This is a genomic window from Enterococcus sp. DIV1094, from assembly GCF_017316305.2.
GTDB lineage: Bacteria > Bacillota > Bacilli > Lactobacillales > Enterococcaceae > Enterococcus_B > Enterococcus_B mangumiae.
Map to the genome: position 1 here is coordinate 3,210,040 of NZ_CP147250.1, position 21,108 is coordinate 3,231,147.

A 21,108-nucleotide genomic window follows, 5' to 3' on the forward strand; every position below is an offset into this window, starting at 1 on the left:
TATCGTAAAAATCATGGCGTATTACTTTTATGACTCTGTGCGGGTGTTTCTTTATTATGAAATCGGCCTACTGATGTCTGTGATTTTTTTCATCAGTGTGCTGTACTATTTCTATAAGAAACGCTAATTAACAGAAAAGAGATTGTGATCCCTATGCTAAGACTCGTGTTAACATAAGGATCACAACCCCTTTTGATTATTCTTCTTTTTTCTTATTACGTATGAATAGAAAATAGATCAGCAAGAGAATGATTATTCCAAGTAACACACCGACAACTACATATACCCAAGTTGGGATCGATTGTTGATTGACTTCAGTGATCGCTACCTTATTCACTTCTTTCGCTTCATTTTCACTGATCGTAAACTCGCGATCAAATTCCCACTCATTGTCTTTTGCATCAGCGACTGTCAAATGCAAAGAATAATCTCCTGCTTCTAAACGTTCATTGTCCCAGTCGATCGCAAATCGATACGTTGATAAGGGGGCCATTTGCATATCTTTGTCGTAGGATACTTCTTTTACTGTTTCCCCCGCTGCATTTTTCACTTCAGCATTATATTTCAAATGACCGATTGCATCCATTGTTGGATTCTTCAACGTTGCTACAACACTTGTTTTTCCAAATGAAATCGCTGGTTCGATGTCTTCCAGTTCAAGCTTTCTTTGTACTTCATTCTCATTATTCGTTAGTTTCAATCCTAAAACATAGCCATAATTATTGACGATTTGACCCTCTTGTTCAGCTTGTCCTTCTTTCATGACATGGATCGCTGACAAGATTTGACCGTCGAATTCTTTTTCAGGCATTGTGAGATCTATACTCACTTCTTGTGACTTGCCACCCGCTAAAGTGATACTCTCCGGCACTTTAGCGATCTTGCTTATTTGAAATTCCTCTGGTATCTCTTGATTATCCGCTGGTTGCGTGTAATCAATAAACCCTTGGTCATTCGTGTACGCTTGATTTACTGAGATTTTATAAGTCGACTCTTCATTCGATGTATTCTCTATAAGAAACTTGATTGTTTGTTTTTGACCAGATTCTAAACGTAGATCAAAATAAGTTAATTTTTTATCGACTTGATTATCGGGAATAATTGCTTTGATATGAAAGCCCACTTCTGCATCCGTCTCTGTTTCTGCCTCAGCGACTAAGGGAAAGCAAAAAGCAAACAAGAAACAAATGACTAAACTAATTTTTCTCATCACTACACCTCATTTATCGATTCGTTTCCTTTTTTTACATGATCTTTTTATGCGAAAAAAGCGGATAGAAAGAATTGAAGCAATCGACAAAAGCGATTGCTTCAACCTTCGCTCACAATCAGACAGATCAAGAAGCATCTACCGTATTGTACAATTGATAATTGATCGTACCGTTCAAGACATTATTTACTTGTAAGACATTGGTTGGATCGGTAAAACCAATCGCGATCGTTGTCACAGGTGTGGTGATTTGCCCAGTGTTATTACCAGCATCTGGTGTTGCAGCTGATCGAGCGACAATCCCAGTTGCACCTGTTCCAACTAATTGTGCGCCGTTGATTTGAAATGAATTTACATCAAATGTTGCTGGCGCAGCTGCACGTGTCAATTGGTTGTTGGCAACAGTTGCTCTTACTGACCATCCTTGAGCGATGCTATCATTTGAAACAACGATATTTCCAGGCGTACCGATCGTTCCTGTACTAAGAGAGTACGTGCTATTTTCAATTTCCGTTTCAAACGCATAACTTGCTGGAACGGCATCGAGTCTTAAATCCCCTGAAGTAGCATCGGTGATCGTCACTGTCGTTGGGGTATTCCCAGTTTGTCCAGGGACTTCTGCTGCGAATGTGGCTACTCCTCCAATATTTACTAAAATCAACCCTGCGAATACTGCACTTAATGTTTTTGTTTTATGGTTCATTTTTATTCCTCCTTGATTTTCAATTAATCTACATCGGCAACCACATTTACGAGGTTGACCGTCTGTATCGCTTTATAGGTGCCACTTGGGCTATTGGCAGGAACGTGTAACAAGATATTTTCTTTTGGGATGACCAATCGATACGTTTGTTTCGTTCCTTGGTTTACTTTGACGAGCTCTTGCGTTTCGCCATTACCGATATCCTCAATATCATTAACTTGATAATCGGTTGGCCCTTCCGCAGTCAAACGGCCATTTTTCATGGAGAGCTTTGCTGCATATTCCTGCTCATTTTTAAAAGCAGATAATGAATAGTCGAGTTTCCAACCATTTTTCCCACTACGATTATCCACCACTTCGATCACTAGATCACGGTCAGCCTGTCGTTCAATGTCCGTTTGTTGGACTGGGTAACGATTAAAGGTTGGCGGTATAACTTCGCTTAGATAAATTTCTGGTTCAATGATTTGAACCTTTATGGCTGATTTTTTCTCCCCATCAACAGACGATGCTCGATTCCTTGGAGGTGAAGCAAATACCAGCAGTAAGGCAAATAAAAGCAGCCATTTGATTTTACGCTTCATTTCTTCTGCCTCCTTGAAAGATACATCAAGCCAACAAAACCAATGAGTAGTGTTCCAAGGAAAGCAGACGTTCCATACAATAAACTACCTGTTTTAGGAAGCATTCCACCAATTTGCGAGATGGCATTACCTGATCCATCATTTCCTGTGGGCACCACTTCGTCTTTTTCATATAATTCAAACTGGATTTCTTGCTGATCCGATGCGACGATCTCATCTGCAAATACAGGAACCGTCCGCATAAAGCCAGTTAACAGAACAAAACTCAGCAGTAACAAAAGAGTTGTAGTTATTCGGTGCATCTCATCGCCTCCTTATTCGATCGTAGCGGTGTTATAAAGCTTCCAACTGGCTGTCGCTCGTCCACTATAGTCTCCGACAGATAGGAGATTTGGACTATTCAGTAAAATACCTGTATTTTCATCCATACTCATCGTGTATTCATAACCACTAGGTGCCACACCGCGAGAATCGAACACTTTGATAGGCGATGTGCTTAATTTTTGTGCTTCACTCGTTGGACTAGTTTTCCAGACGAAGGAGAACGGCGCGTTCGTCCCACTCACAATGGAAAGACCGATCGACCAATCTTTCGTTGTTCGTGGATCTCTCGAATCCCATACTTTCAGATCCATTTGATTCCCCGCATCACGAGCCAGTATGCCTTTACTTTGCCGAACGGTTCGACTCGTCCATTTTAAATTAGTTGGTACTTTATCAAGTCTTAATTCTCCAGTGTAAGTAACTGTTAGATTCAATGAAGCCGCTGGTTCCTCTGGTTTCGTCAGTTTCCCTGAAGAGTAAACTTCGATCACGAAACGGTTATCACCATAATCAAAATATTTTGTAGGAATCGTTAATTGTGTATTTGCGTTAAATCCTGTTGAACCGTTCGTCGTGACATCGGCTATTGGCACATCCGTTAAATAACTCGTTCCTTTTCTGACCTTAAAGCTCAACTTATCGCCTGTATCCAAATCTTTCCAATAAAATGTTTTCTTATAACCCGGATCACGATTGGATGAGATATCCAATGTTTCACTAAAATTTGTCACAGTATTGACATTTTCCCAAGAAAGCGAAGTGAACTGATCGGTTTTACGAACCCAATAATAGACTGTATCTCCATAGTAAGTGACATTTGTTGTATCATTCGGCGTAGTCCCTACTGGATTGGCTAACACTGCCCCTCCATAACTCGTCAAGACATCCGCGGAGAGTGTTTTGGTTGGTGCAGAATAGCTGAGTGTCGCAGAATCACCTGGATTCAGATTGATGGCATTATTGGCAATCGTTGTTATTACGTTGATCACACCAGTCGTTGCATTGTTGGTGACGACTGTCGATAAGTTAGCTGGTGCAATCGTTGTCGTCACACCGGCGGCAGTTGTCTTTGTGATAGTAGGTGTCAAACTTGCATTCGTGGCTAAATTGATGGCTTTTGCATCAAGAACCGTCGTCCATCTCGTCGCATTCAATGCAGCTTCTCCAGCACTGACCTTGATTGTTGATTGGATCTTTGCTGGCTGCTCACTAATCAGGTACTTACTTTTACTCGTATCCGTACTTGGGACAGTCACAGAATTATTGGCACTGTCCAATACTTGGCTTGTCACAGAGGCGCCAATTGGTATGGGCGGTTGAGTAAAAGCGAAACGTACTTGCCCAGAAACAGCACCATTCGCCGCTGTAAATCCCCAATAGGCACGATTATTATTAGCTGATAATTGCAATTCTGAATTCAAATCTGCCCAAGGGATCGTCGTGTCAGCTGTTTTTGTGCCATTTACCGGATTTCTGAAAGAATAGGTAAAATTACGGGTAGTACTGTCAAAATTGTAATTGAACTCATACCACGTACCATCTTGTACATTGGTGCTGACTGCCCCATTTAGTGGGATCAAGCTATTATGTTTGATCCGACCCGAATTGGCGATCGTCAAAGTAAACCAATCATTCGGACCTAGATCTGCATTCAGGCCATTCACGGGCTGATACGTTCGACTCAAATTTCCTGGAAACGTATAAGCCATGTGAGGGGTACTTCCAGCAGGTATCTGCGCATCATAACGAGTTCTACCAGTCACTGCATCATTGGCGTACATATCAAATTCAACAGCAACAGAGTTTTTGATTGCGGTTGTCTCAGGGGTTCGTTGCGCTAACAATTCATAATATCCACCGGTCGCACCATAGACACCCAAGTTCTGTCCATCGACACCTACCGCTCGAGAACTCGTTAAAGCAGTTGTTTTTCGAGCGTCATTATGCATCACGAAGGCGACGCCATCTGCTTGCTGCGTCCCAAAATTGACATACACACGTTGTGAAAATGATTTTGTAAAATCTAATCGATAGGCATCATTCGACCAAATCGATGTCCAGTTATTACTACCTGAAAGAGAAATTTGTGAGAAAGGTTTCCCGCCATTATCATTCGTATTCGTGACATTCGATACCACCGCCCCACCATTCGGAGCTGCAAATGCGCCACTGATAGGAATCGCACCAGGTGGGACATACTGAGAACCAGTACCGGTCGCACGAGCTAAAGCTGCTCTTGCAAAAGATTGCCGTTCCGAAGAAGTCTCGGGTTGCTCTTCCTCTGCTTGTGATTCACTTACAGCTGTTTGCGACTCTTCATTTACTTGACTCTCTTCAGTTGGTTTACTTTCTTGCGTGCTACTACTCGTTGTTTCCGTTTGGTCAGTTTCGGTATCATTTGATTCGGTGTCAGCTTCCTGTTGAGCTAACTGAAATAGTTGTCCTTCTTGCGGTGTCAAGTCCTTAAAGGATTGATCTATGGTCTTATACTTGATAAACAGTCGTAAAGGTTCAGCCGTCTTTGTAAAGTACAGCGAAGCAACTTGATCTTCTGTGAGTAACTGCTTTTCCGACAATGGTGCTTCATCTACGAAAAGCGGCATCCTCGTTCCTTTTTCATCAAGGAGAGTAACCTCAAATTGCAACGTTTCTGGTACACTTTTTTCTACGCGAAACTGTATACCTTTAGTTGTCTCTTCAAGATAAAGTGCGACTTCTTCATTTTGCGCTAACGGTTTCGTGGAGTAACTTTGTTCCGTATCCGCGAAAGTAGGGGAGTAAACGCCTCCAAATATGAATAAGAAAAAAAGCACTAACGATGTACAAAAAAGCCTCGAAATCCTCTTTTGGTTTTTCAGTATTTCCATAAAGTTTCCTCCTTTATCCAAACAACTTTCGCTTAGATGACGAAGACTGTCAGACAGTCATTATTTTTTATCGCAAAATTCCATCAACAGCATTTGATTGATAAGCATTTCTAATAAAATATTAACAAAGGTAAGCCAGGTCAAAAACTGTTATGTAGAAATAAAGGGGAGACTATTTTTTTAGGTAAAAATATGTAAATAGAATACTTGATTTAAAAAACTTATGATTACAACAGAAGGATAACACACTTTATTTTTGAATTGTATTTTTATGCTTATAACGTGATGTAATTCGATAATATTTGCATAATATACAAGGAAAAGCTCATTCTCAAAAAAATTTATTCAAGTATCCTCAAAAATAAATTGAATAAATGTTCTAGTTCCACATCATGCCGAGAACAAAAACATCGATCATCTATTATTTTGATCCATCAAAAAAAACCACTAGAAAGACTAAATGAATGAGTCAATTCTAGTGGTTCAATTATTTATTTCAATGTAAATGCCAGACACCTACGTTTTTTTCTAGTTCAACGGACTTTTTTCTTCAATCGTTAAACTATTTGATTACAATATCTTCTAGATCAACTAAGCGAGCCCATGTTTGGATTTGCTCCGTAGTGAGGTTCAATGACACGACCGTATGGTGGCCACCGCCTGTTCGGATCCACGCACCGACACCCTCGTGGAAATTCGGTTTGACTTTCCATAGTACTCGTGCGACTGGCAGATGTGGCGCATCTTCCGTTGGTTCGAATGCTTCAACCTCGTTGATCAATAATTTGTAATGTGTGCCAAAATCCGCCATAGACACTACCACGCCATCGCCGGCTTTACCATCAAAGACAAGACGAGCCGGATCTTCTCGATCACCCATTGATAATGGTGAAACAACGATTTTTGGTCGATTGACTGCCAACGTAGGATCAACTTCCATCATATGTGATTGTAGGATCGCTTCTTTTCCAGGCGTCAATTCATACGTATAGTCCTCCATGAACCCTGTATTTTCATTTTGAGCCATGATTTTTAGTAAACGATCTAAAGCGGCTGTTTTCCAATCGCCTTCTCCAGCAAATCCATACCCTTCTGCCATCAATCGTTGAACAGCTAAACCAGGCAATTGCTGCATACCGTAAAGGTCTTCAAAGTTGGTTGTAAAGGCATTGTAATTGCCCGCTTCCAAGAAACGTCTGATGCCGATTTCTTGTTTCGCTTGCACTTTGACATGCGCTTCCCATGTCTCATTGTCATAATCAGCATAATCAAATTCATAAAGCTTTTTGTATTCTTCAAATAATGTCTCGACCTCTTCTTCAGTGACCGCATCAATCACTTGGACCAAGTCACCGATCCCATAATAATCGACTACCCAGCCAAATTGGATCTGCGCTTCTACTTTGTCTCCTTCAGTCACAGCCACGTTACGCATATTGTCACCAAAACGAGCGACCTTGATCGAAAAGCTTTCATTATAAGCCACAGCCACATTCATCCAATCCGAGATTTTTCGTTGAACCTCTTCAGATTGCCAGTGACCTACTACGATCTCATTTTTCTTATTGAGGCGCGCATTGATAAATCCATATTCCCGATCCCCATGTGCCGCTTGATTCAAGTTCATAAAATCCATATCGATGGTTTCCCATGGAATACTTTCATTAAATTGAGTAGCTAAATGTAACAGTGGTTTTTGTAATAGTTGAGTACCACGAATCCACATTTTTGCTGGGGAGAACGTGTGCATCCAAGTGATCACACCCGCTACTTGCTCTTGGTAATTTGCTTCTTTCATGATCGAGGTGATCGTGTCCGCAGTCACTGCTAATTCTTTTAGTATGATCGGGTAAGGTAACGTTTGTTGATCATTCAGTGCAGTGACGATCGTCTCCGCATTCTTTTTGACCTGCGCTAACGCTTCTTCTCCGTAGAGATGTTGTGACCCTACGACAAACCAAAATTCTTTTTTACTGATCGATAACATACTTTTTACTCCTCTGCTTTTTTATTTATTTTTTTGCCCATAATATGCATCTTTACCGTGTTTCCGTAAATAATGTTTATCCAATATTCGTTGTGGCAAAGCTTCTGAAAAACTATTCAGCTGGCGAGTAAACAAGTTCATTTTTGCCACTTCATCTAAGACCACTGCATTCATCACTGCTTGAGAGGCATCTTTGCCCCAAGTAAACGGTCCATGACCATGTAATAAAACGCCTGGGATCGCCATGATGTCGATGTTTCGCTGTTCAAATGTTTCAATGATCACATTACCGGTTTCGTGTTCATAGCCACTATCGATTTCGGCTTGCGTTAAAAATCTGGCACAAGGAACACTTCCATAAAAAGTATCCGCATGAGTCGTTCCCATTGCCGGTAAATCAATACCTGCTTGCGCCCAAATCGTCGCCCATGTCGAATGAGTATGACAGATGCCACCGATTTCAGGAAATTGTTTGTAAAGAACTGCGTGGGTCGGTGTATCGGAGGAAGGATTCAATTCACCCTCAATGACTCGATTATCCAAATCGACCACGACCATATCTTCTGCTTTCATTTCTTCATAGCTCACGCCACTAGGCTTGATGACGAAATACCCGGTTTCACGATCAAACGCACTGACATTTCCCCATGTATACTTGATCAATCCTTGTTTTGGTAGAGCCAAATTAGCTTGGTAAACCGATTCTTTCAGACTTTCTAACATTTCTTCACTCCTTCTTCCATTGATACGATGGCAGAGGCTTCAATCGGCAATCCTTTTTCATACAACGCAATAAATCGTTCATACCCCTTTAAATCTGCCTCTGTCGGTTTGATCGTTATGCCTTCACTATTTAAAAATACATGCTGTGCTAAAAATTCTTCCAACGACATCGTTTCTGCTTTTTGCAGATATGCTGCTAATAGGGCGATTCCCCAAGCACCGCCTTCTCCAGCTGTTTCCATAACTGTGACAGGTGCTTCCATCGCTGAAGCTAAAATTGTTTGAGCCGCTTTTGGCGTTTTAAAAATTCCTCCGTGGGCAACTAAACGATCGATCGTGATTTGTTCAGATTTAAGGATCTCCATTCCTAGACGCATGGCGCCAAATGCACTAGAAAGATGCATCCGCATAAAATTCGCAAGATCAAACTTGCTATCGGGGCGTCTAACGAACAACGGTCTCCCTTGTTCCATTTTTGTGATATTTTCTCCTGAATGATAACCAAAGCTTAGTAGCCCTCCGCAGTCCGCATCCGCCTGTAGCGCTTTCAAAAATAGTGTCTCGTAAATTTGTTGGCTGTCGATCGTCACGCCAAGACTCTCACTGAATTCTTTGAAGATCTTGACCCATGCGTTGATTTCTGAAGAGCAATTATTTGTATGCACCATCGCCACTGGACTTCCGTCAGGTGTCGTTACTTGATCGATCTCTGGATGGACATTGACTAGCTCTTTGTCTAATACGATCATCGCAAATGCCGAAGTTCCGGCTGACACGTTCCCTGTGCGTAGTCCAACACTATTCGTCGCCACCATACCAGTACCTGCATCTCCTTCAGGCGGACAAATAGGAATACCTGCTTCCAACTGACCAGATCGATCTAAAAGTCTTGCTCCCTTTTCGGTCAGCATTCCTGCAACTTCACCAGCCAAACGAATCTCGGGAAGAAGTGTTTCTACAGGTTGTAAGAATCCTTCTGTTTTTGCTAAGCGATCAAAAATCGCAAGCTTTTCTGCATCATACCTTTTCGTTTGAGGATCGATTGGAAACATCCCTGAGGCATCTCCAACACCTAATACTTTTTGTCCGGTCAACTGCCAGTGGATATATCCCGCCAAAGTAGTAAAGTAACTAAGATCATTTACATGAGCTTCTTTATTTAAGATTGCTTGATATAAATGGGCAATGCTCCAACGTTGGGGAATCGTATACTGAAACGCTTGACTTAGTTTTTCTTCCGCCTCTGCGGTGATCGCATTGCGCCACGTACGAAACGGTACAAGTAATTCATCCTCTTGGTCGAATGCCAAGTAACCATGCATCATTGCACTAAAACCGATCGCACCGATCGTGGTCAAAGGTGTATCATACTCCTCGGATACAGCTGCGGCTAGTTTCTGATAGCTTGTTTGTAACCCCTTCCAAATCTCGTCAAGCGAATAGGTCCAAATCCCATTTTCCAACTGATTCTCCCAGTCATAACTACCAGATGCGATTGGTTCATAGTTGTGATCGATCAGTACTGCTTTGATTCTGGTCGAACCTAACTCGATACCTAGTGCGGTTTGCCCAGTTTGAATCGCTTCTTTTCGTTTCAACCTAGTTTCTTTTGTTTCGATTTCAAACGCCCCCTTGGACTCTCTATATGATACCCACAGTATAAAACTTTATGTACGTACATGTCAATAGATTTAACATTATTTGTTCGTACAAAAATATGATTTTTTGTTTATTTATTATGCTTGTTTATTTCATTCATTGCATACAAAAAAGGCAAAGAGAGAAGATTTTTCCCTCTTTACCTTTTTGAAAGATCGAATCGTCCGTAGTCAAAACGTTACGATGTTCTAACTGAATATTTTCAGTCCATTCGGTCTGATCTCAGTTTACGTCAGTAACCTTCACTCATTTGTTGAAGCTACCGAATCTCTGATCACCAAGCGAGGTTCATAGATGATATCTTCTTCTGGATTGCCAGTTTGAATCGTGTGGATGATCCATTCCGCGGCTTCTTTCCCCATTTGTTCTTTAGGATGACTTAAAGTCGTCAGCTTCACTGGCCCTACCTGACTTAAAGAAGAATCATCATTACCGATGATCGACAGTTGTTGTGGCACTTGATAGCCGCTAGTGATCACTTCATCGAGCAATTGACTGGCAATTTGATCATTGTAACAGATGAGACCGGTACAAGCTGATTCTTTTAGCTGTTTAAGCACTTTTTCACCGATTTCCCCACGAGAATCTGTCATGTAGGTAATAATATCTTCTGGCGAAAATTGGACACCATATGCTTCACACGCTCGAATAAATCCTTTCATTCGATACTTTCCTTGTAAATCATCGATTTTCGTCACGAATAGCAACCGTTGATGACCTTGTTGGATCAAATACTCTGTCGCTTTAAAGCCAACTTTTACATCGTCAACACAAATAGATGCCACCGCTAATTCCTCATACACTGCATTGATCATGACCATTGGAATGCCTTGCTCTCTCAAACGGACATATAAGGCTAAGTTGGGATTGTACTCATTACTTTTTGTTGGCTCTACGATCAAGCCATCCACACCAAACTGAAGCATTTTTTCCAAGCAGTTTTTTTCTTGCTGATGATCATTATTCGTACTTGCCAGCAAAAGTGAATATCCTTGCTCACTCAGCGTTTTTTCGATTCCTCGAATGATCGACGGGAAAATATAATCCGATAGATAAGTCGTGATCACACCAATCGTTTTTTGTTTTTTTCTACTTTCCGATACTTTTTTATACGCATCGTCAACGTAAGTACCTGAACCTTTCTCTTTACGCAGATACCCTTCATTGACTAGTATCGCAATGGCTTGTCTTACCGTGTGACGGCTTACTTGGTACTCTTTTTGTAGTTGGAGTTCAGGCGTTATCGGCTCATTTAGTTTAAAAATCTGTGCAATAATCTTCTCTTTTATTTCATCCGCGATCATTTGATATTTTGTCTTTTCCATGGTTGCTTTGCCAATCCTTTCGACCCGACATAAGTTGTCCGAACAATTATTTTATCCTATTGTAGCACAACTTGTTTGGGAAAGGATCATTGACACGGAAAAAACATCCATAGTTTGCTTTTACTGTTACTGAAATCACGCTTGAAAAAAATTTTCTGTCTTTCTTCACAACAGATTTTTCCAAACCTACTTTCAAAAAAATTTTAAGATATCTGCTAAAACTGCTTCGCCATCAAATGTTTCATAATCTTCTTTACGGATCAATTTGTACGGAACAGCTTTCACCGTTAGAAAGTCTTTTAATCGTGCCACTTCATATTCAGATTGTGGTCCGATCATCAAACCGTCAATGTGTTGATTTTGGATTGCTTGCTCTGCCACGATTGCTGGAGCAGAATATACATGAAGAGGTATCCCTTCTTCATCTGCTGCCTTTTGGATATTTTTAACTAACAATCCTGAGGTGATCCCGGCAGTACAAATCAATAATATTCGTTTTTCCTCTGTTGTTTTCATCTACTCGCCACCTTAAGAGATCTTGCGTTTTTTATTGTAAATATCCAATACGACTGCTAGCAATAGAATCAATCCTTTGATTGCCTGTTGCCAGTCTACGCCGACACCCATGATCGACATCCCATTGTTCAATACACCCATGACTAAGCCACCGACGATCGCTCCAGTGATTGTTCCGATTCCTCCTGAAGTAGAAGCCCCGCCGAAGTAGACAGAAGCCATCGCATCTAATTCAAGTGAAGTTCCTGCCTGTGGCGTAGCAGCATTTAAGCGCGCCGCTAAAATCAATCCAGCCAAGGCAGCCATCACACCCATATTCACAAATACCCAAAAAGTGATTTTTTTTGTCTTTATTCCAGATAATTGAGCAGCTTTCAAATTACCACCGGTTGCATAGATTTGTCGCCCAGCAACTGTTCGATTAGTCAAAAAGCCATATACACCAACGATCACTCCTAAAATGATCAAGATCACTGGAAATCCTTGATAAGAGGCAAAAATATAACTAAGTCCTAAGACAAGAACGATCGTCAATGCCGCTTTGATCAAAAATGCGTTCATCGATGGTACGTCAAATAGATTTTCTTTTCTTCTCGCTCTAGCACGCCACTGCGCAAAAACTAAGCTGACTGCCAACACGACACCTAAAATCAAAGTCAAAAGATGCATCCCAGGAACACCAAACACATCTGGCAAGTAGCCTGTTGAGATTTTTTGGAATCCTCCAGGAAATGGCGCTAACGATTGTCCGCCTAACACAACTTGTGTCAGTCCACGAAACATCAATAACCCGGCAAGTGTAACAATAAAAGCTGGAATCCCTACATAAGCGACCCAAAATCCCTGCCATGCCCCAATCACCCCACCGACTAACAAGCATAAAGGAATAGCCAACCAAGGACTGATGTTGTTATTGACCATCAGCATACCAGCCATTGCCCCTACAAATGCCATGACTGAACCGACAGATAGATCGACATATCCTAAAAGAACGACCAGAAGCATTCCCGCAGCTAAAATCAAAATATGGCTGTTTTGTAACACGATGTTCGTTATATTCAGCGGTCTTAAAAAGATGCCGCCAGTCATCAATTGAAAAGCAATCAATAAAGCAACCAAGATAATGACCATACTATACTTACTAAAGATATCTAATATCTTTTCTTTTACATTCCAAGTACTTTTTTCCTTACTTTTTTTCGTGACATTCTCCATTACCCGACTGCCTCCTCTTCTTTTGTCATCAGGTTCATCAATAATTCCTGATTCGCCTCTTCTCGAAGCACTTCCCCTGTCATTTTCCCTTCATTCATCGTATAGATTCGATCACACATCCCGATGATCTCAGGCAACTCAGAAGAAATGATGCAAACACACTTTCCTAAGGCGGCCATTTCTTCGATGATCGTGTAGATTTCATATTTTGCGCCAACATCGATCCCACGAGTCGGTTCATCCAGAAATAAAATTTCCGGTTCGGTCATCAACCACTTGGCTAAAACGACTTTTTGTTGATTCCCACCGCTTAAACTACCGACGTTTTGGAACACATTCGTCGCTTTTGTCCGCATCTTTTTACGAAAGTTTTCTGCTTCGATGACTTCTTTTTCTTGATCCAAGATGCCACTTCGACTGATTTTTTTGAGGCTGGCAATCGTTGTATTTTCTCTAATATCCATCAAAAGATTCAATCCTACAGACTTACGATCTTCAGATACATACGCAAGTCCATGCTCGATTGCTTGAGAGACATCTTTGATGACCAGTTCTTTGCCATCTTTCAATATCTTGCCACTGATATTGCTCCCATATGATCGCCCAAAAATACTCATGGCAAATTCAGTTCGACCAGCGCCCATCAATCCGGCAATACCTACGATCTCTCCTCTTCGGATCGAAAAATCGATGTGATCGTTGACGATTCGGTCAGTTGTCAACGGATGATGTACGGTCCAATCTTTTACTTCAAAATAGACCTCTCCAATCTTGGGATGACGATCAGGATAGCGATTTGTTAAATCCCGACCAACCATGCCTTTTATGATCCGCTCTTCACTGATCGCATCGTTTTCTAATGTTTCGATCGTTTGACCATCTCGCAAGATCGTGATTCGGTCAGCTACTGCTACGATCTCATTTAATTTGTGAGAAATAATGATCGACGTGATCCCTTGATTACGAAACTCCTTGATCAATGCCAAAAGATTGGCACTTTCTTCTTCATTCAGTGCGGCTGTTGGTTCATCTAATATGAGCAAACGAACATTTTTGGAAAAAGCTTTCGCAATCTCCACCAACTGTTGATGTCCCACACCGATTTGTGAGACCAATGTATTCGGATCGACTTTCAGTCCCACTGTTTTTAATAGATTTTCGGTTTTTCGTTCAGTCAGATTCCAATCGATGACACCATGCTTTGTTTGTTCATTTCCTAAAAAGATGTTTTCTTTGATCGACAAATACGGACTCAAGGCTAATTCTTGATGAATGATCACGATCCCCTTTGATTCACTGTCTCTAAGATTTTTGAATTGGCATACCTCACCGTCATAGGTGATCTCTCCCGAATAACTGCCATAAGGATACAAACCACTCAACACATTCATCAGAGTTGATTTTCCTGCACCATTCTCACCACAAAGTGCATGGATCTCGCCTCGTTTGATTCGAAGATTCACATTGTTCAACGCACGAACACCAGAGAATTCTTTAATGATTTCTTTCATTTCTAAAATATAATCTGCCATTTTTTCACTTCCTAATCGAGGTTGTGACAGAAGTCTCGACTCCGAAAAACAAGCGTGAAAATCCGTCAACTGTTCTGCCAATCTCTGGTCCTTCACGCTTTTTTTCTGAAAGAGCTACTTCTAGAACACCGTGTATTCAGTTTCAGGGGTACAAGATGACGAATGCCCCAGAACCTATTTGCTGCTACTGACCTAAATCACTCTCACTGTAATACTCCGTATCGATCAACTCTTGTTTGTAGTTTTCTTTGTCAACAGAAACAGGATTTGCTAAATACGTTGGTACGACCTTCACACCATTATCGTAGGTCTCTTCATCGTTGACTGGCACTTCCTTGTCATTGTTAAGGGCTTCGATCATTTCTACTGTATTATCAGCTAGTACTCGTGTATCCTTAAAAATCGTTTGCGTTTGCTCTCCTGCAATGATCGATTTCACTCCAGCAATCGTCGCATCTTGCCCAGTAATCACCGGTAGTGGTTTATCACTTGAACCATATCCCACTCCTTTTAAGGAGGAAATGATTCCTAAACTGATTGGATCATAAGGTGATAGAACTGCATCTAATTGTTTATCTGTATAATTTGCACTTAATAAGTTATCCATCCGGGCTTGCGCAGTTGAACCATCCCAACGAAGTGTCGCAATCTGGTTGAATTTCGTTTGTCCTGATGAGACGGTCAATTGTTTGCTGTCGATATATGGCTGAAGGATGGACATGACACCGTTGTAGTTGATCAGTGCATTGTTATCATCTGGTGAACCACCAAATAGCTCGATCGTAAAAGGTCCTGCACCATCTTTCAAACCTAATTTATCTTCGATATAAGAAGCTTGTAATACCCCTACGCCGAAATTATCGAAAGTTGCATAATAATCGACATATTCGGAGTTCATCAATAAACGGTCATACGCAATGACTTTGATATCTGCTTGGTGTGCTTTTTCTAATACATCGGTCAATGCCGATCCATCGATCGAGGCAATGACTAACGTATCGACACCTTTTGTAATCATGTTTTCGATTTGTGCCACTTGATTTTCTACTTTATCTTCTCCATATTGCAAATCCGTCTTGTACCCTTTTTCTTCTAGTTGCTTAACGATATTATCCCCATCAGCGATCCAACGCTCCGCAGATTTTGTCGGCATCGAGATCCCTACAAATCCTTTTTCATCCCCGGCTGCACTTCCATTGCTACATCCGGCTAATGTTGTGACTGAGATCAATAAAAAGACAATTGCAACTAACCAATTTTTCCCAACTCGTTTCATCTTTGTCCCTCCAAAACTTATTTGATGGCTTTATTTTACTCATTATATAAAACGCTTTCATTGATTATCTTTTTATATTTCTATAAATTTACGCGTATAATTTCTTCAATTTTATATTTTTCTTCATTTTCTTTTGACAATTCTTGATTTTCTTACGAAATTGACAAACATGCTAATATGAGAACTGGTAACGCTATATGATATAGATAAAAGGGGAGAATGATATGAAGAACAACAGCTTTTTTATCCTGATTGCTTTTTGCTTATTTTTGACCGGTTGTGCTTTTAATGCAAATGAACCTGCAAAAAAAGAATTAACGATCGGCTTTTCTCAAGCAGGCACCGAGAGTAATTGGCGGAAAGCGCAAAATCAGTCCATCAAAGAAGCACTAGAAAAACAAAATTTTCAAGTCCTTCACCGAAATAGTTACTCTGATCCAAAACAACAGATCCAAGATGTGATGACATTTATCGCCTATCAAGTCGATATGATCGTGTTGTCTCCTATCGAAGAAACAGGTTGGGATTCTGTTTTGGAAGAAGCCAAAGAAGCGAATATCCCAGTCATCATCGTCGATCGTAACATCACAACGGAGAAACAAAATCTCTATTTGACCCATATTGGTTCAAGCTTCAAAGCACAAGGCAGCCGAGCTGGGCTCTATGTAACGAATCATTATCAGCAAAAGTCGCAGGAATCGATCCAAGTATTTGAGATACGTGGTTCAGAAAATACATCTCCTACTCGTTTAAGGTCGGACGGATTTTTAGAAACGATTGGACGTGATCCAAGAATCCATGTCACCCAAGTCATCAGCGGCGACTATATTCGATTGAAAGCCAAGGAACAATTCTCAAAAGCGATTGATGAGGGAAAATTAGACGGGATCGACGTCATTTACTCCCATAACGACGAAATGACATTAGGTGCTTTAGATGCCATGAAAGAAAAGAACCTTGAAAACAACTTCGTGATCGTCAGCATTGATGCGCAAAAAGAAATGATCGACCAATTAAAAAAAGGAAATGTCAATTGCGTCGTGGAATGCAATCCATTTATGGGAGAATTAGTCGCAAATACCGTCAAACGTTACTTCAAAAAGAAAGCGATTCCAGATGATATCTATGTTTCTGACACTGTTTTTTCAGATCAAAATGATTTTTCAACGATCCCGCCACGCGGCTATTAGGAGGAACACATGAAGAAAAATGAAAGCATCAAAGTCCTACTCCAACATACCAGTTGGCTGATGTTATCTTTAGCAATCGCACCTTTGATCATTAGTATTGCACTTTATACGCATTATCTATTTTCCTATGAGAAAAGTATCCATAATATTTCTATCGCCAATCAAATCGCCAGTACCGTCGAAGAAACCATTATCGAAGAGGCTTTGGGACTGACTTATGGACAGATCACTCCTGAAGAATTCCAAGATAGCAACCAAGTCAGTCGCATCAAAGAAGAAATCAGAGATATCAAGATCACCACTCAAAACTCTCAAGAACTGGCAACACTGAATATCGTTTTACGTTCACTGGACAACGTAACCGATTATTTAGATAAAATCATCGAGAACATCCAGCAAAAAAAAGCATTTGCAGAAAATCAAGCGCTGATGCTCCATGTCGAATCGGCGGTCAAACTCGCCCACGATATTTTACAAGACTTTGTTAAAATCGAAATCGATACGGCTTCTGTAAAAAGTGAAGAGGTTCGAAGTTCCTTAGTGATCCTCTCAACGATCGAAGTCATCATTATTGCATTGATTTTCTTATTGACGAGAAGGATCAATACAAAAATGATGTACCAAATCCAACAGCCGATGGATGAAATGGTCAAAATGGCTGATGCTTTAGCAGAAGGACACTTGAACCATCGAATCAAAACACCACAAAACAATGAGTTGAAAAAACTAAGCAATAGTATGAATGACATGGCTGATAATTTAGTGGTTTTATTAGAGGAAAATGCATTGAAACAATATAACCTTGCCCAAAGCGAAGTCCGAACGCTGCAAGCCCAGATCATCCCCCATTTTATTTATAATAGTCTAGATGCCATTTTAGTTTTAGCAGAAATGGGTGAAATCAAAAAAGTCAAAGAAATGACTTATGCCTTATCTGACTTTTTCCGGATCTCATTAAGCCAAGGAAAAGACTGGATCCCCGTCGAACAGGAAATCAGACATTGCGTCAATTACCTAACGATATTACAGATTCGCTACGGTGATGAGTTATCCTATCGCTTAGACATCGATCCAAAAGTCCAAAATCATACGATCTTAAAAATGATTCTTCAACCATTGATTGAAAATGCGGTCTATCATGGAACAAAACTTGTCCGCCGTCCAGGGAAAATCATCGTAAAAGCGTATATAGATGTAGAAGGATTGATTCATTTTTGGATCATTGATAACGGAAAAGGTATTACAGAAACCAGACTGAAAGAGATCAATCAAGAACTGGCAGATGGTTTAGATACGAATTTCCATAAAGGATATGGCCTCTTTAATGTCAATAAACGTTTACTTTTGTACTATGGATCCGATGCAAACATTACGATTACTAGCCGGATCGACCATGGAACAGTCGTCCATGTCATCCTTCCTACGAAAGACTTAGAAGGGAATGAAGCAGATGTATAAAATTTTTATCGCAGAAGATGAACATTTGATTCGAGAATCGTTGAAGAGAATGCTCACTGGATTTTCTAACTTCTTACCACTCGGACCGATTGGAGATGCCAGTGATGGCGAACTTGCTTTAGCAATGATTGCCGAACAGAAACCAGATATCTTATTGACGGACATTCGTATGCCTTTCATGAATGGGCTTGAATTAGCAAATGAAGTAAAAAAACTCCTGCCCGATATCCAAATCATCTTTATCAGTGGCTACGATGAATTCACCTATGCAAAAACGGCCATTCAACTTCAAGCAGCCGATTATTTGTTGAAGCCGATCAAGCCTGATGAATTACAAGAAAGTTTAGAACATATCATTCAAAAATTAGAAGCTGATTCATTGTTGAAACAGGCAAAAGAAACAACTAGTTATTCGCTAGAGGTACAAAAAAATTTCTATTTAAACGCCCTATTCAATAATCAGTTATTACTTTCAGAAGCAATTGATGAAGGTCGTAAGCTCGATCGGGAAATCGCAGGGAACAAATTCATGGTCCTTTTGATTGCCAATCATGCAAATAAATTCTTTTCAGATTATGATGTTTTTCATGAAAAGATGGCAGAACTATTTGATAACGACAAACACATGCTCTTCTCTTCCCTCTCTTCCCGTTTTATCAAATTGCTGATCTTTGATCAAAATGAAGAGATACTCCAGAAGAAAGCGAATCAAGTCGCATTGCTCTCCCACAAAACATTGAGTCATACGACAGATGATCTAGTTATCGCAATCGGTCATCCAGTGCAAAGAATCAGTGAAATTGCCCGTAGTTATGAAACAGCAGTCCAATTGCTCAGCTATTTGACGGTCGATCCTAACCTAAAAATCCTTTCTTATTTGGATTATGAAAAGAAACTCACTAGTTATGGACAAACATTTGACCTAAAAGAATCCATTACATTACTTAGAAAAAGCGAAATTCAACCGTTTATTGAAGAGTTAGTTAAACAGATCGACCAACATGCCGATCCGCTCCTTATTAGACACTTGATCATCAATGAGTTGAACCATCTAGTAAAGATACGTCAAAAACAAAGCAATCAAGTCGTTTCTTTAGCCTCACCAGAAGAGACTCCGGCGATCCTTTCAGAAACGCCACTATTCAAAAAATATCTTGAACAAATGATTCACTTTTTAAAGGAAATGGTCCTTGAGAATCATATGAGTCAATACAAAGAAGTACTCGAGCAATCGATCGAGTATATTGAAATTCATTATTCTGAACCAGAACTTTCATTAAAAGAAGTCGCCGATCATGTCCATTTAAGCAGCTCACATTTTAGCACGATTTTTTCTCAAGCACTGGGGCAAACATTTATTGATTATCTTACTGAACAACGATTGAGCATGGCGAAACGACTTTTGCGTGAGACAAATTTAAAACTATCTGCGATTGCTGCCGAAGTCGGCTATAATGATCCAAATTATTTTAGTTCTATTTTTAAACGAAAAGAAACTATTTCTCCTAAGGAATATCGAAAAATGAAACAAAAAGGCGGGTATTCACTACAAGAAAATAATTATTTAGTCAACAAATAAGCGATGAACAATAGAAATATTTTTTTCAGTTTACACTGAAAAAGTTGTTACTTTATTGTCCTAACTACTTGCTATAATTATAGAAATAATAGCAAAAAGAAAGGAATGCGCGTGTGAAAGCAGAAATAAAAAAATTACCCGTGATCATCGTTGGAATCATTAGTATTACTGTGGGACTAAACATGTTTTTACTTCCGCATCAAATTGCTTCAGCAGGCGTAGGATCAATTGGATTTCTTTTAGAAACAGCTTTACTGATTGATCGAACATTGATTGTTTGGGCAGTCAATATAGCCATGCTTTGCTTGGCTTTTATCTTTTTGGAAAGAGCAGTCTTTTTTAAAACATTAATAGGTAGTTTGATATTTCCAATCATTTTAGCCTACACACCGACTTTATTGATCACCCAGTTTTTCCCAGTCGCTTTAGTTGTCGGTAGTTTTCTATTTAGTTTAGGGATATTCATTCTATACCAAATCGGTGCATCAAATGGTGGAGTGACCGTTCCTCCATTGATATTCAAAAAATATTTTGGGATTGAACATGCCTTAGGAGTTTTATTGACAAATATCGTGATCATTGTCTTAAATCTTGTGATACTTGGAGTCAGACAAGCTGTGATTTCTGCAATCTCCATTTATCTGATCTCTTTTTTCATGAAAAAGTTATTGCAACTCCAAACGCAATTCTTAGCTATTAAGCCAGTCAAGTTGGCTAATGAAAGTACACCAATTCTAAATAAACAACCAAATGAAAATCTTTCTGAATAAACATTCAAACTAACAACCAGTCAAAATAACCCATAAATCCTAAAATAGTATTTTCCTATTTTTAGAGTTTATGGGTTATTTTTTTGTACATTATTTATATGATCGTAAGGAAATAAAATCATTTCCTCGAAAAATAAAGCGGAATCCATAATCGTAACTTTCATGGATTCCGCCTCATTGAGTCAGCTAG

At 40.0% G+C, this 21,108-nt stretch carries 17 protein-coding genes; 4 read left to right on the forward strand and 13 right to left on the reverse strand.

Annotated elements, in window-relative coordinates; translation table 11 throughout:
* Positions 1-196 precede the first annotated feature (196 nt).
* The 13 genes from DOK79_RS15195 to chvE all read right to left on the reverse strand — a co-directional run bounded on the left by DOK79_RS15195 (position 197) and on the right by chvE (position 15,921).
* Positions 197-1,210: a DUF916 and DUF3324 domain-containing protein gene (locus DOK79_RS15195; protein ID WP_242543350.1), complete on the reverse strand. Its 1,014-nt coding sequence runs from the start codon at positions 1,208-1,210 to the stop codon at positions 197-199.
* 127 nt (positions 1,211-1,337) lie between these two features.
* On the reverse strand, positions 1,338-1,913 hold the full coding sequence (locus DOK79_RS15200; protein WP_206859171.1) for a hypothetical protein: 576 nt from the start codon (positions 1,911-1,913) through the stop codon (positions 1,338-1,340).
* Positions 1,914-1,936: 23 nt separating this feature from the next.
* The gene (locus tag DOK79_RS15205; protein ID WP_206859173.1) at positions 1,937-2,497 is read right to left on the reverse strand and encodes a WxL domain-containing protein; all 561 of its coding nucleotides are present in this window, start codon (positions 2,495-2,497) and stop codon (positions 1,937-1,939) included.
* Positions 2,494-2,799, reverse strand: coding sequence for an LPXTG cell wall anchor domain-containing protein (locus DOK79_RS15210; RefSeq protein ID WP_206859175.1), 306 nt, complete (start codon positions 2,797-2,799; stop codon positions 2,494-2,496). The genes DOK79_RS15205 and DOK79_RS15210 overlap by 4 nt, the downstream gene beginning before the upstream one ends.
* A 12-nt stretch (positions 2,800-2,811) precedes the next feature.
* Entirely contained in the window at positions 2,812-5,688 is a 2,877-nt protein-coding gene (locus tag DOK79_RS15215; RefSeq protein ID WP_206859177.1) for a lectin-like domain-containing protein, read from the reverse strand.
* Positions 5,689-6,250: 562 nt separating this feature from the next.
* Positions 6,251-7,675, reverse strand: a complete 1,425-nt coding sequence (gene araA / locus DOK79_RS15220; RefSeq protein WP_206859179.1) for an L-arabinose isomerase — start codon at positions 7,673-7,675, stop codon at positions 6,251-6,253.
* 21 nt (positions 7,676-7,696) lie between these two features.
* Positions 7,697-8,398 carry an L-ribulose-5-phosphate 4-epimerase gene (locus tag DOK79_RS15225; protein ID WP_206859182.1) on the reverse strand — a complete coding sequence of 234 codons (702 nt, stop codon included), beginning with the start codon at positions 8,396-8,398 and terminating at the stop codon, positions 7,697-7,699.
* Positions 8,392-10,017, reverse strand: a complete 1,626-nt coding sequence (locus tag DOK79_RS15230; protein ID WP_206859207.1) for an FGGY-family carbohydrate kinase — start codon at positions 10,015-10,017, stop codon at positions 8,392-8,394. The genes DOK79_RS15225 and DOK79_RS15230 overlap by 7 nt, the downstream gene beginning before the upstream one ends.
* A gap of 282 nt (positions 10,018-10,299) precedes the next feature.
* On the reverse strand, positions 10,300-11,382 hold the full coding sequence (locus DOK79_RS15235; protein WP_206859184.1) for a GntR family transcriptional regulator: 1,083 nt from the start codon (positions 11,380-11,382) through the stop codon (positions 10,300-10,302).
* 192 nt (positions 11,383-11,574) lie between these two features.
* Positions 11,575-11,898 carry a PTS sugar transporter subunit IIB gene (locus tag DOK79_RS15240; RefSeq protein WP_206859185.1) on the reverse strand — a complete coding sequence of 108 codons (324 nt, stop codon included), beginning with the start codon at positions 11,896-11,898 and terminating at the stop codon, positions 11,575-11,577.
* A gap of 12 nt (positions 11,899-11,910) precedes the next feature.
* Positions 11,911-13,113 (reverse strand): multiple monosaccharide ABC transporter permease, encoded by a 1,203-nt coding sequence (mmsB, locus tag DOK79_RS15245; protein WP_206859186.1) that lies wholly within the window; start codon positions 13,111-13,113, stop codon positions 11,911-11,913.
* Entirely contained in the window at positions 13,113-14,645 is a 1,533-nt protein-coding gene (mmsA, locus tag DOK79_RS15250; protein ID WP_206859190.1) for a multiple monosaccharide ABC transporter ATP-binding protein, read from the reverse strand. Before mmsA ends, mmsB begins: the two co-directional genes overlap by 1 nt.
* Before the next feature lie 184 nt (positions 14,646-14,829).
* Positions 14,830-15,921, reverse strand: a complete 1,092-nt coding sequence (chvE, locus tag DOK79_RS15255) for a multiple monosaccharide ABC transporter substrate-binding protein (RefSeq protein ID WP_206859192.1) — start codon at positions 15,919-15,921, stop codon at positions 14,830-14,832.
* Positions 15,922-16,145: 224 nt separating this feature from the next.
* On the opposite strand from chvE, the gene DOK79_RS15260 reads away from it, so the two are divergent.
* The 4 genes from DOK79_RS15260 (at position 16,146) to DOK79_RS15275 (ending at position 20,918) form a co-directional block, all read left to right on the forward strand.
* Positions 16,146-17,111, forward strand: coding sequence for an ABC transporter substrate-binding protein (locus tag DOK79_RS15260; RefSeq protein ID WP_206859193.1), 966 nt, complete (start codon positions 16,146-16,148; stop codon positions 17,109-17,111).
* 9 nt (positions 17,112-17,120) lie between these two features.
* Positions 17,121-18,569 (forward strand): sensor histidine kinase, encoded by a 1,449-nt coding sequence (locus DOK79_RS15265; RefSeq protein ID WP_206859195.1) that lies wholly within the window; start codon positions 17,121-17,123, stop codon positions 18,567-18,569.
* Positions 18,562-20,148 carry a response regulator gene (locus tag DOK79_RS15270; protein WP_206859196.1) on the forward strand — a complete coding sequence of 529 codons (1,587 nt, stop codon included), beginning with the start codon at positions 18,562-18,564 and terminating at the stop codon, positions 20,146-20,148. The genes DOK79_RS15265 and DOK79_RS15270 overlap by 8 nt, the downstream gene beginning before the upstream one ends.
* A 113-nt stretch (positions 20,149-20,261) precedes the next feature.
* Positions 20,262-20,918, forward strand: coding sequence for a YitT family protein (locus DOK79_RS15275; protein WP_206859197.1), 657 nt, complete (start codon positions 20,262-20,264; stop codon positions 20,916-20,918).
* The last annotated feature ends 190 nt before the right edge of the window (positions 20,919-21,108 follow it).

Bases quoted from the DNA above. Each gene is read 5' to 3' on its own strand.
- DOK79_RS15195 (WP_242543350.1), bottom strand. From the start codon at position 1,210: ATGAGAAAAATTAGTTTAGTCATTTGTTTCTTGTTTGCTTTTTGCTTT.
- DOK79_RS15200 (WP_206859171.1), bottom strand. From the start codon at position 1,913: ATGAACCATAAAACAAAAACATTAAGTGCAGTATTCGCAGGGTTGATT.
- DOK79_RS15205 (WP_206859173.1), bottom strand. From the start codon at position 2,497: ATGAAGCGTAAAATCAAATGGCTGCTTTTATTTGCCTTACTGCTGGTA.
- DOK79_RS15210 (WP_206859175.1), bottom strand. From the start codon at position 2,799: ATGCACCGAATAACTACAACTCTTTTGTTACTGCTGAGTTTTGTTCTG.
- DOK79_RS15215 (WP_206859177.1), bottom strand. From the start codon at position 5,688: ATGGAAATACTGAAAAACCAAAAGAGGATTTCGAGGCTTTTTTGTACA.
- araA (WP_206859179.1), bottom strand. From the start codon at position 7,675: ATGTTATCGATCAGTAAAAAAGAATTTTGGTTTGTCGTAGGGTCACAA.
- DOK79_RS15225 (WP_206859182.1), bottom strand. From the start codon at position 8,398: ATGTTAGAAAGTCTGAAAGAATCGGTTTACCAAGCTAATTTGGCTCTA.
- DOK79_RS15235 (WP_206859184.1), bottom strand. From the start codon at position 11,382: ATGGAAAAGACAAAATATCAAATGATCGCGGATGAAATAAAAGAGAAG.
- DOK79_RS15240 (WP_206859185.1), bottom strand. From the start codon at position 11,898: ATGAAAACAACAGAGGAAAAACGAATATTATTGATTTGTACTGCCGGG.
- mmsB (WP_206859186.1), bottom strand. From the start codon at position 13,113: ATGGAGAATGTCACGAAAAAAAGTAAGGAAAAAAGTACTTGGAATGTA.
- mmsA (WP_206859190.1), bottom strand. From the start codon at position 14,645: ATGGCAGATTATATTTTAGAAATGAAAGAAATCATTAAAGAATTCTCT.
- chvE (WP_206859192.1), bottom strand. From the start codon at position 15,921: ATGAAACGAGTTGGGAAAAATTGGTTAGTTGCAATTGTCTTTTTATTG.
- DOK79_RS15260 (WP_206859193.1), top strand. From the start codon at position 16,146: ATGAAGAACAACAGCTTTTTTATCCTGATTGCTTTTTGCTTATTTTTG.
- DOK79_RS15265 (WP_206859195.1), top strand. From the start codon at position 17,121: ATGAAGAAAAATGAAAGCATCAAAGTCCTACTCCAACATACCAGTTGG.
- DOK79_RS15270 (WP_206859196.1), top strand. From the start codon at position 18,562: ATGTATAAAATTTTTATCGCAGAAGATGAACATTTGATTCGAGAATCG.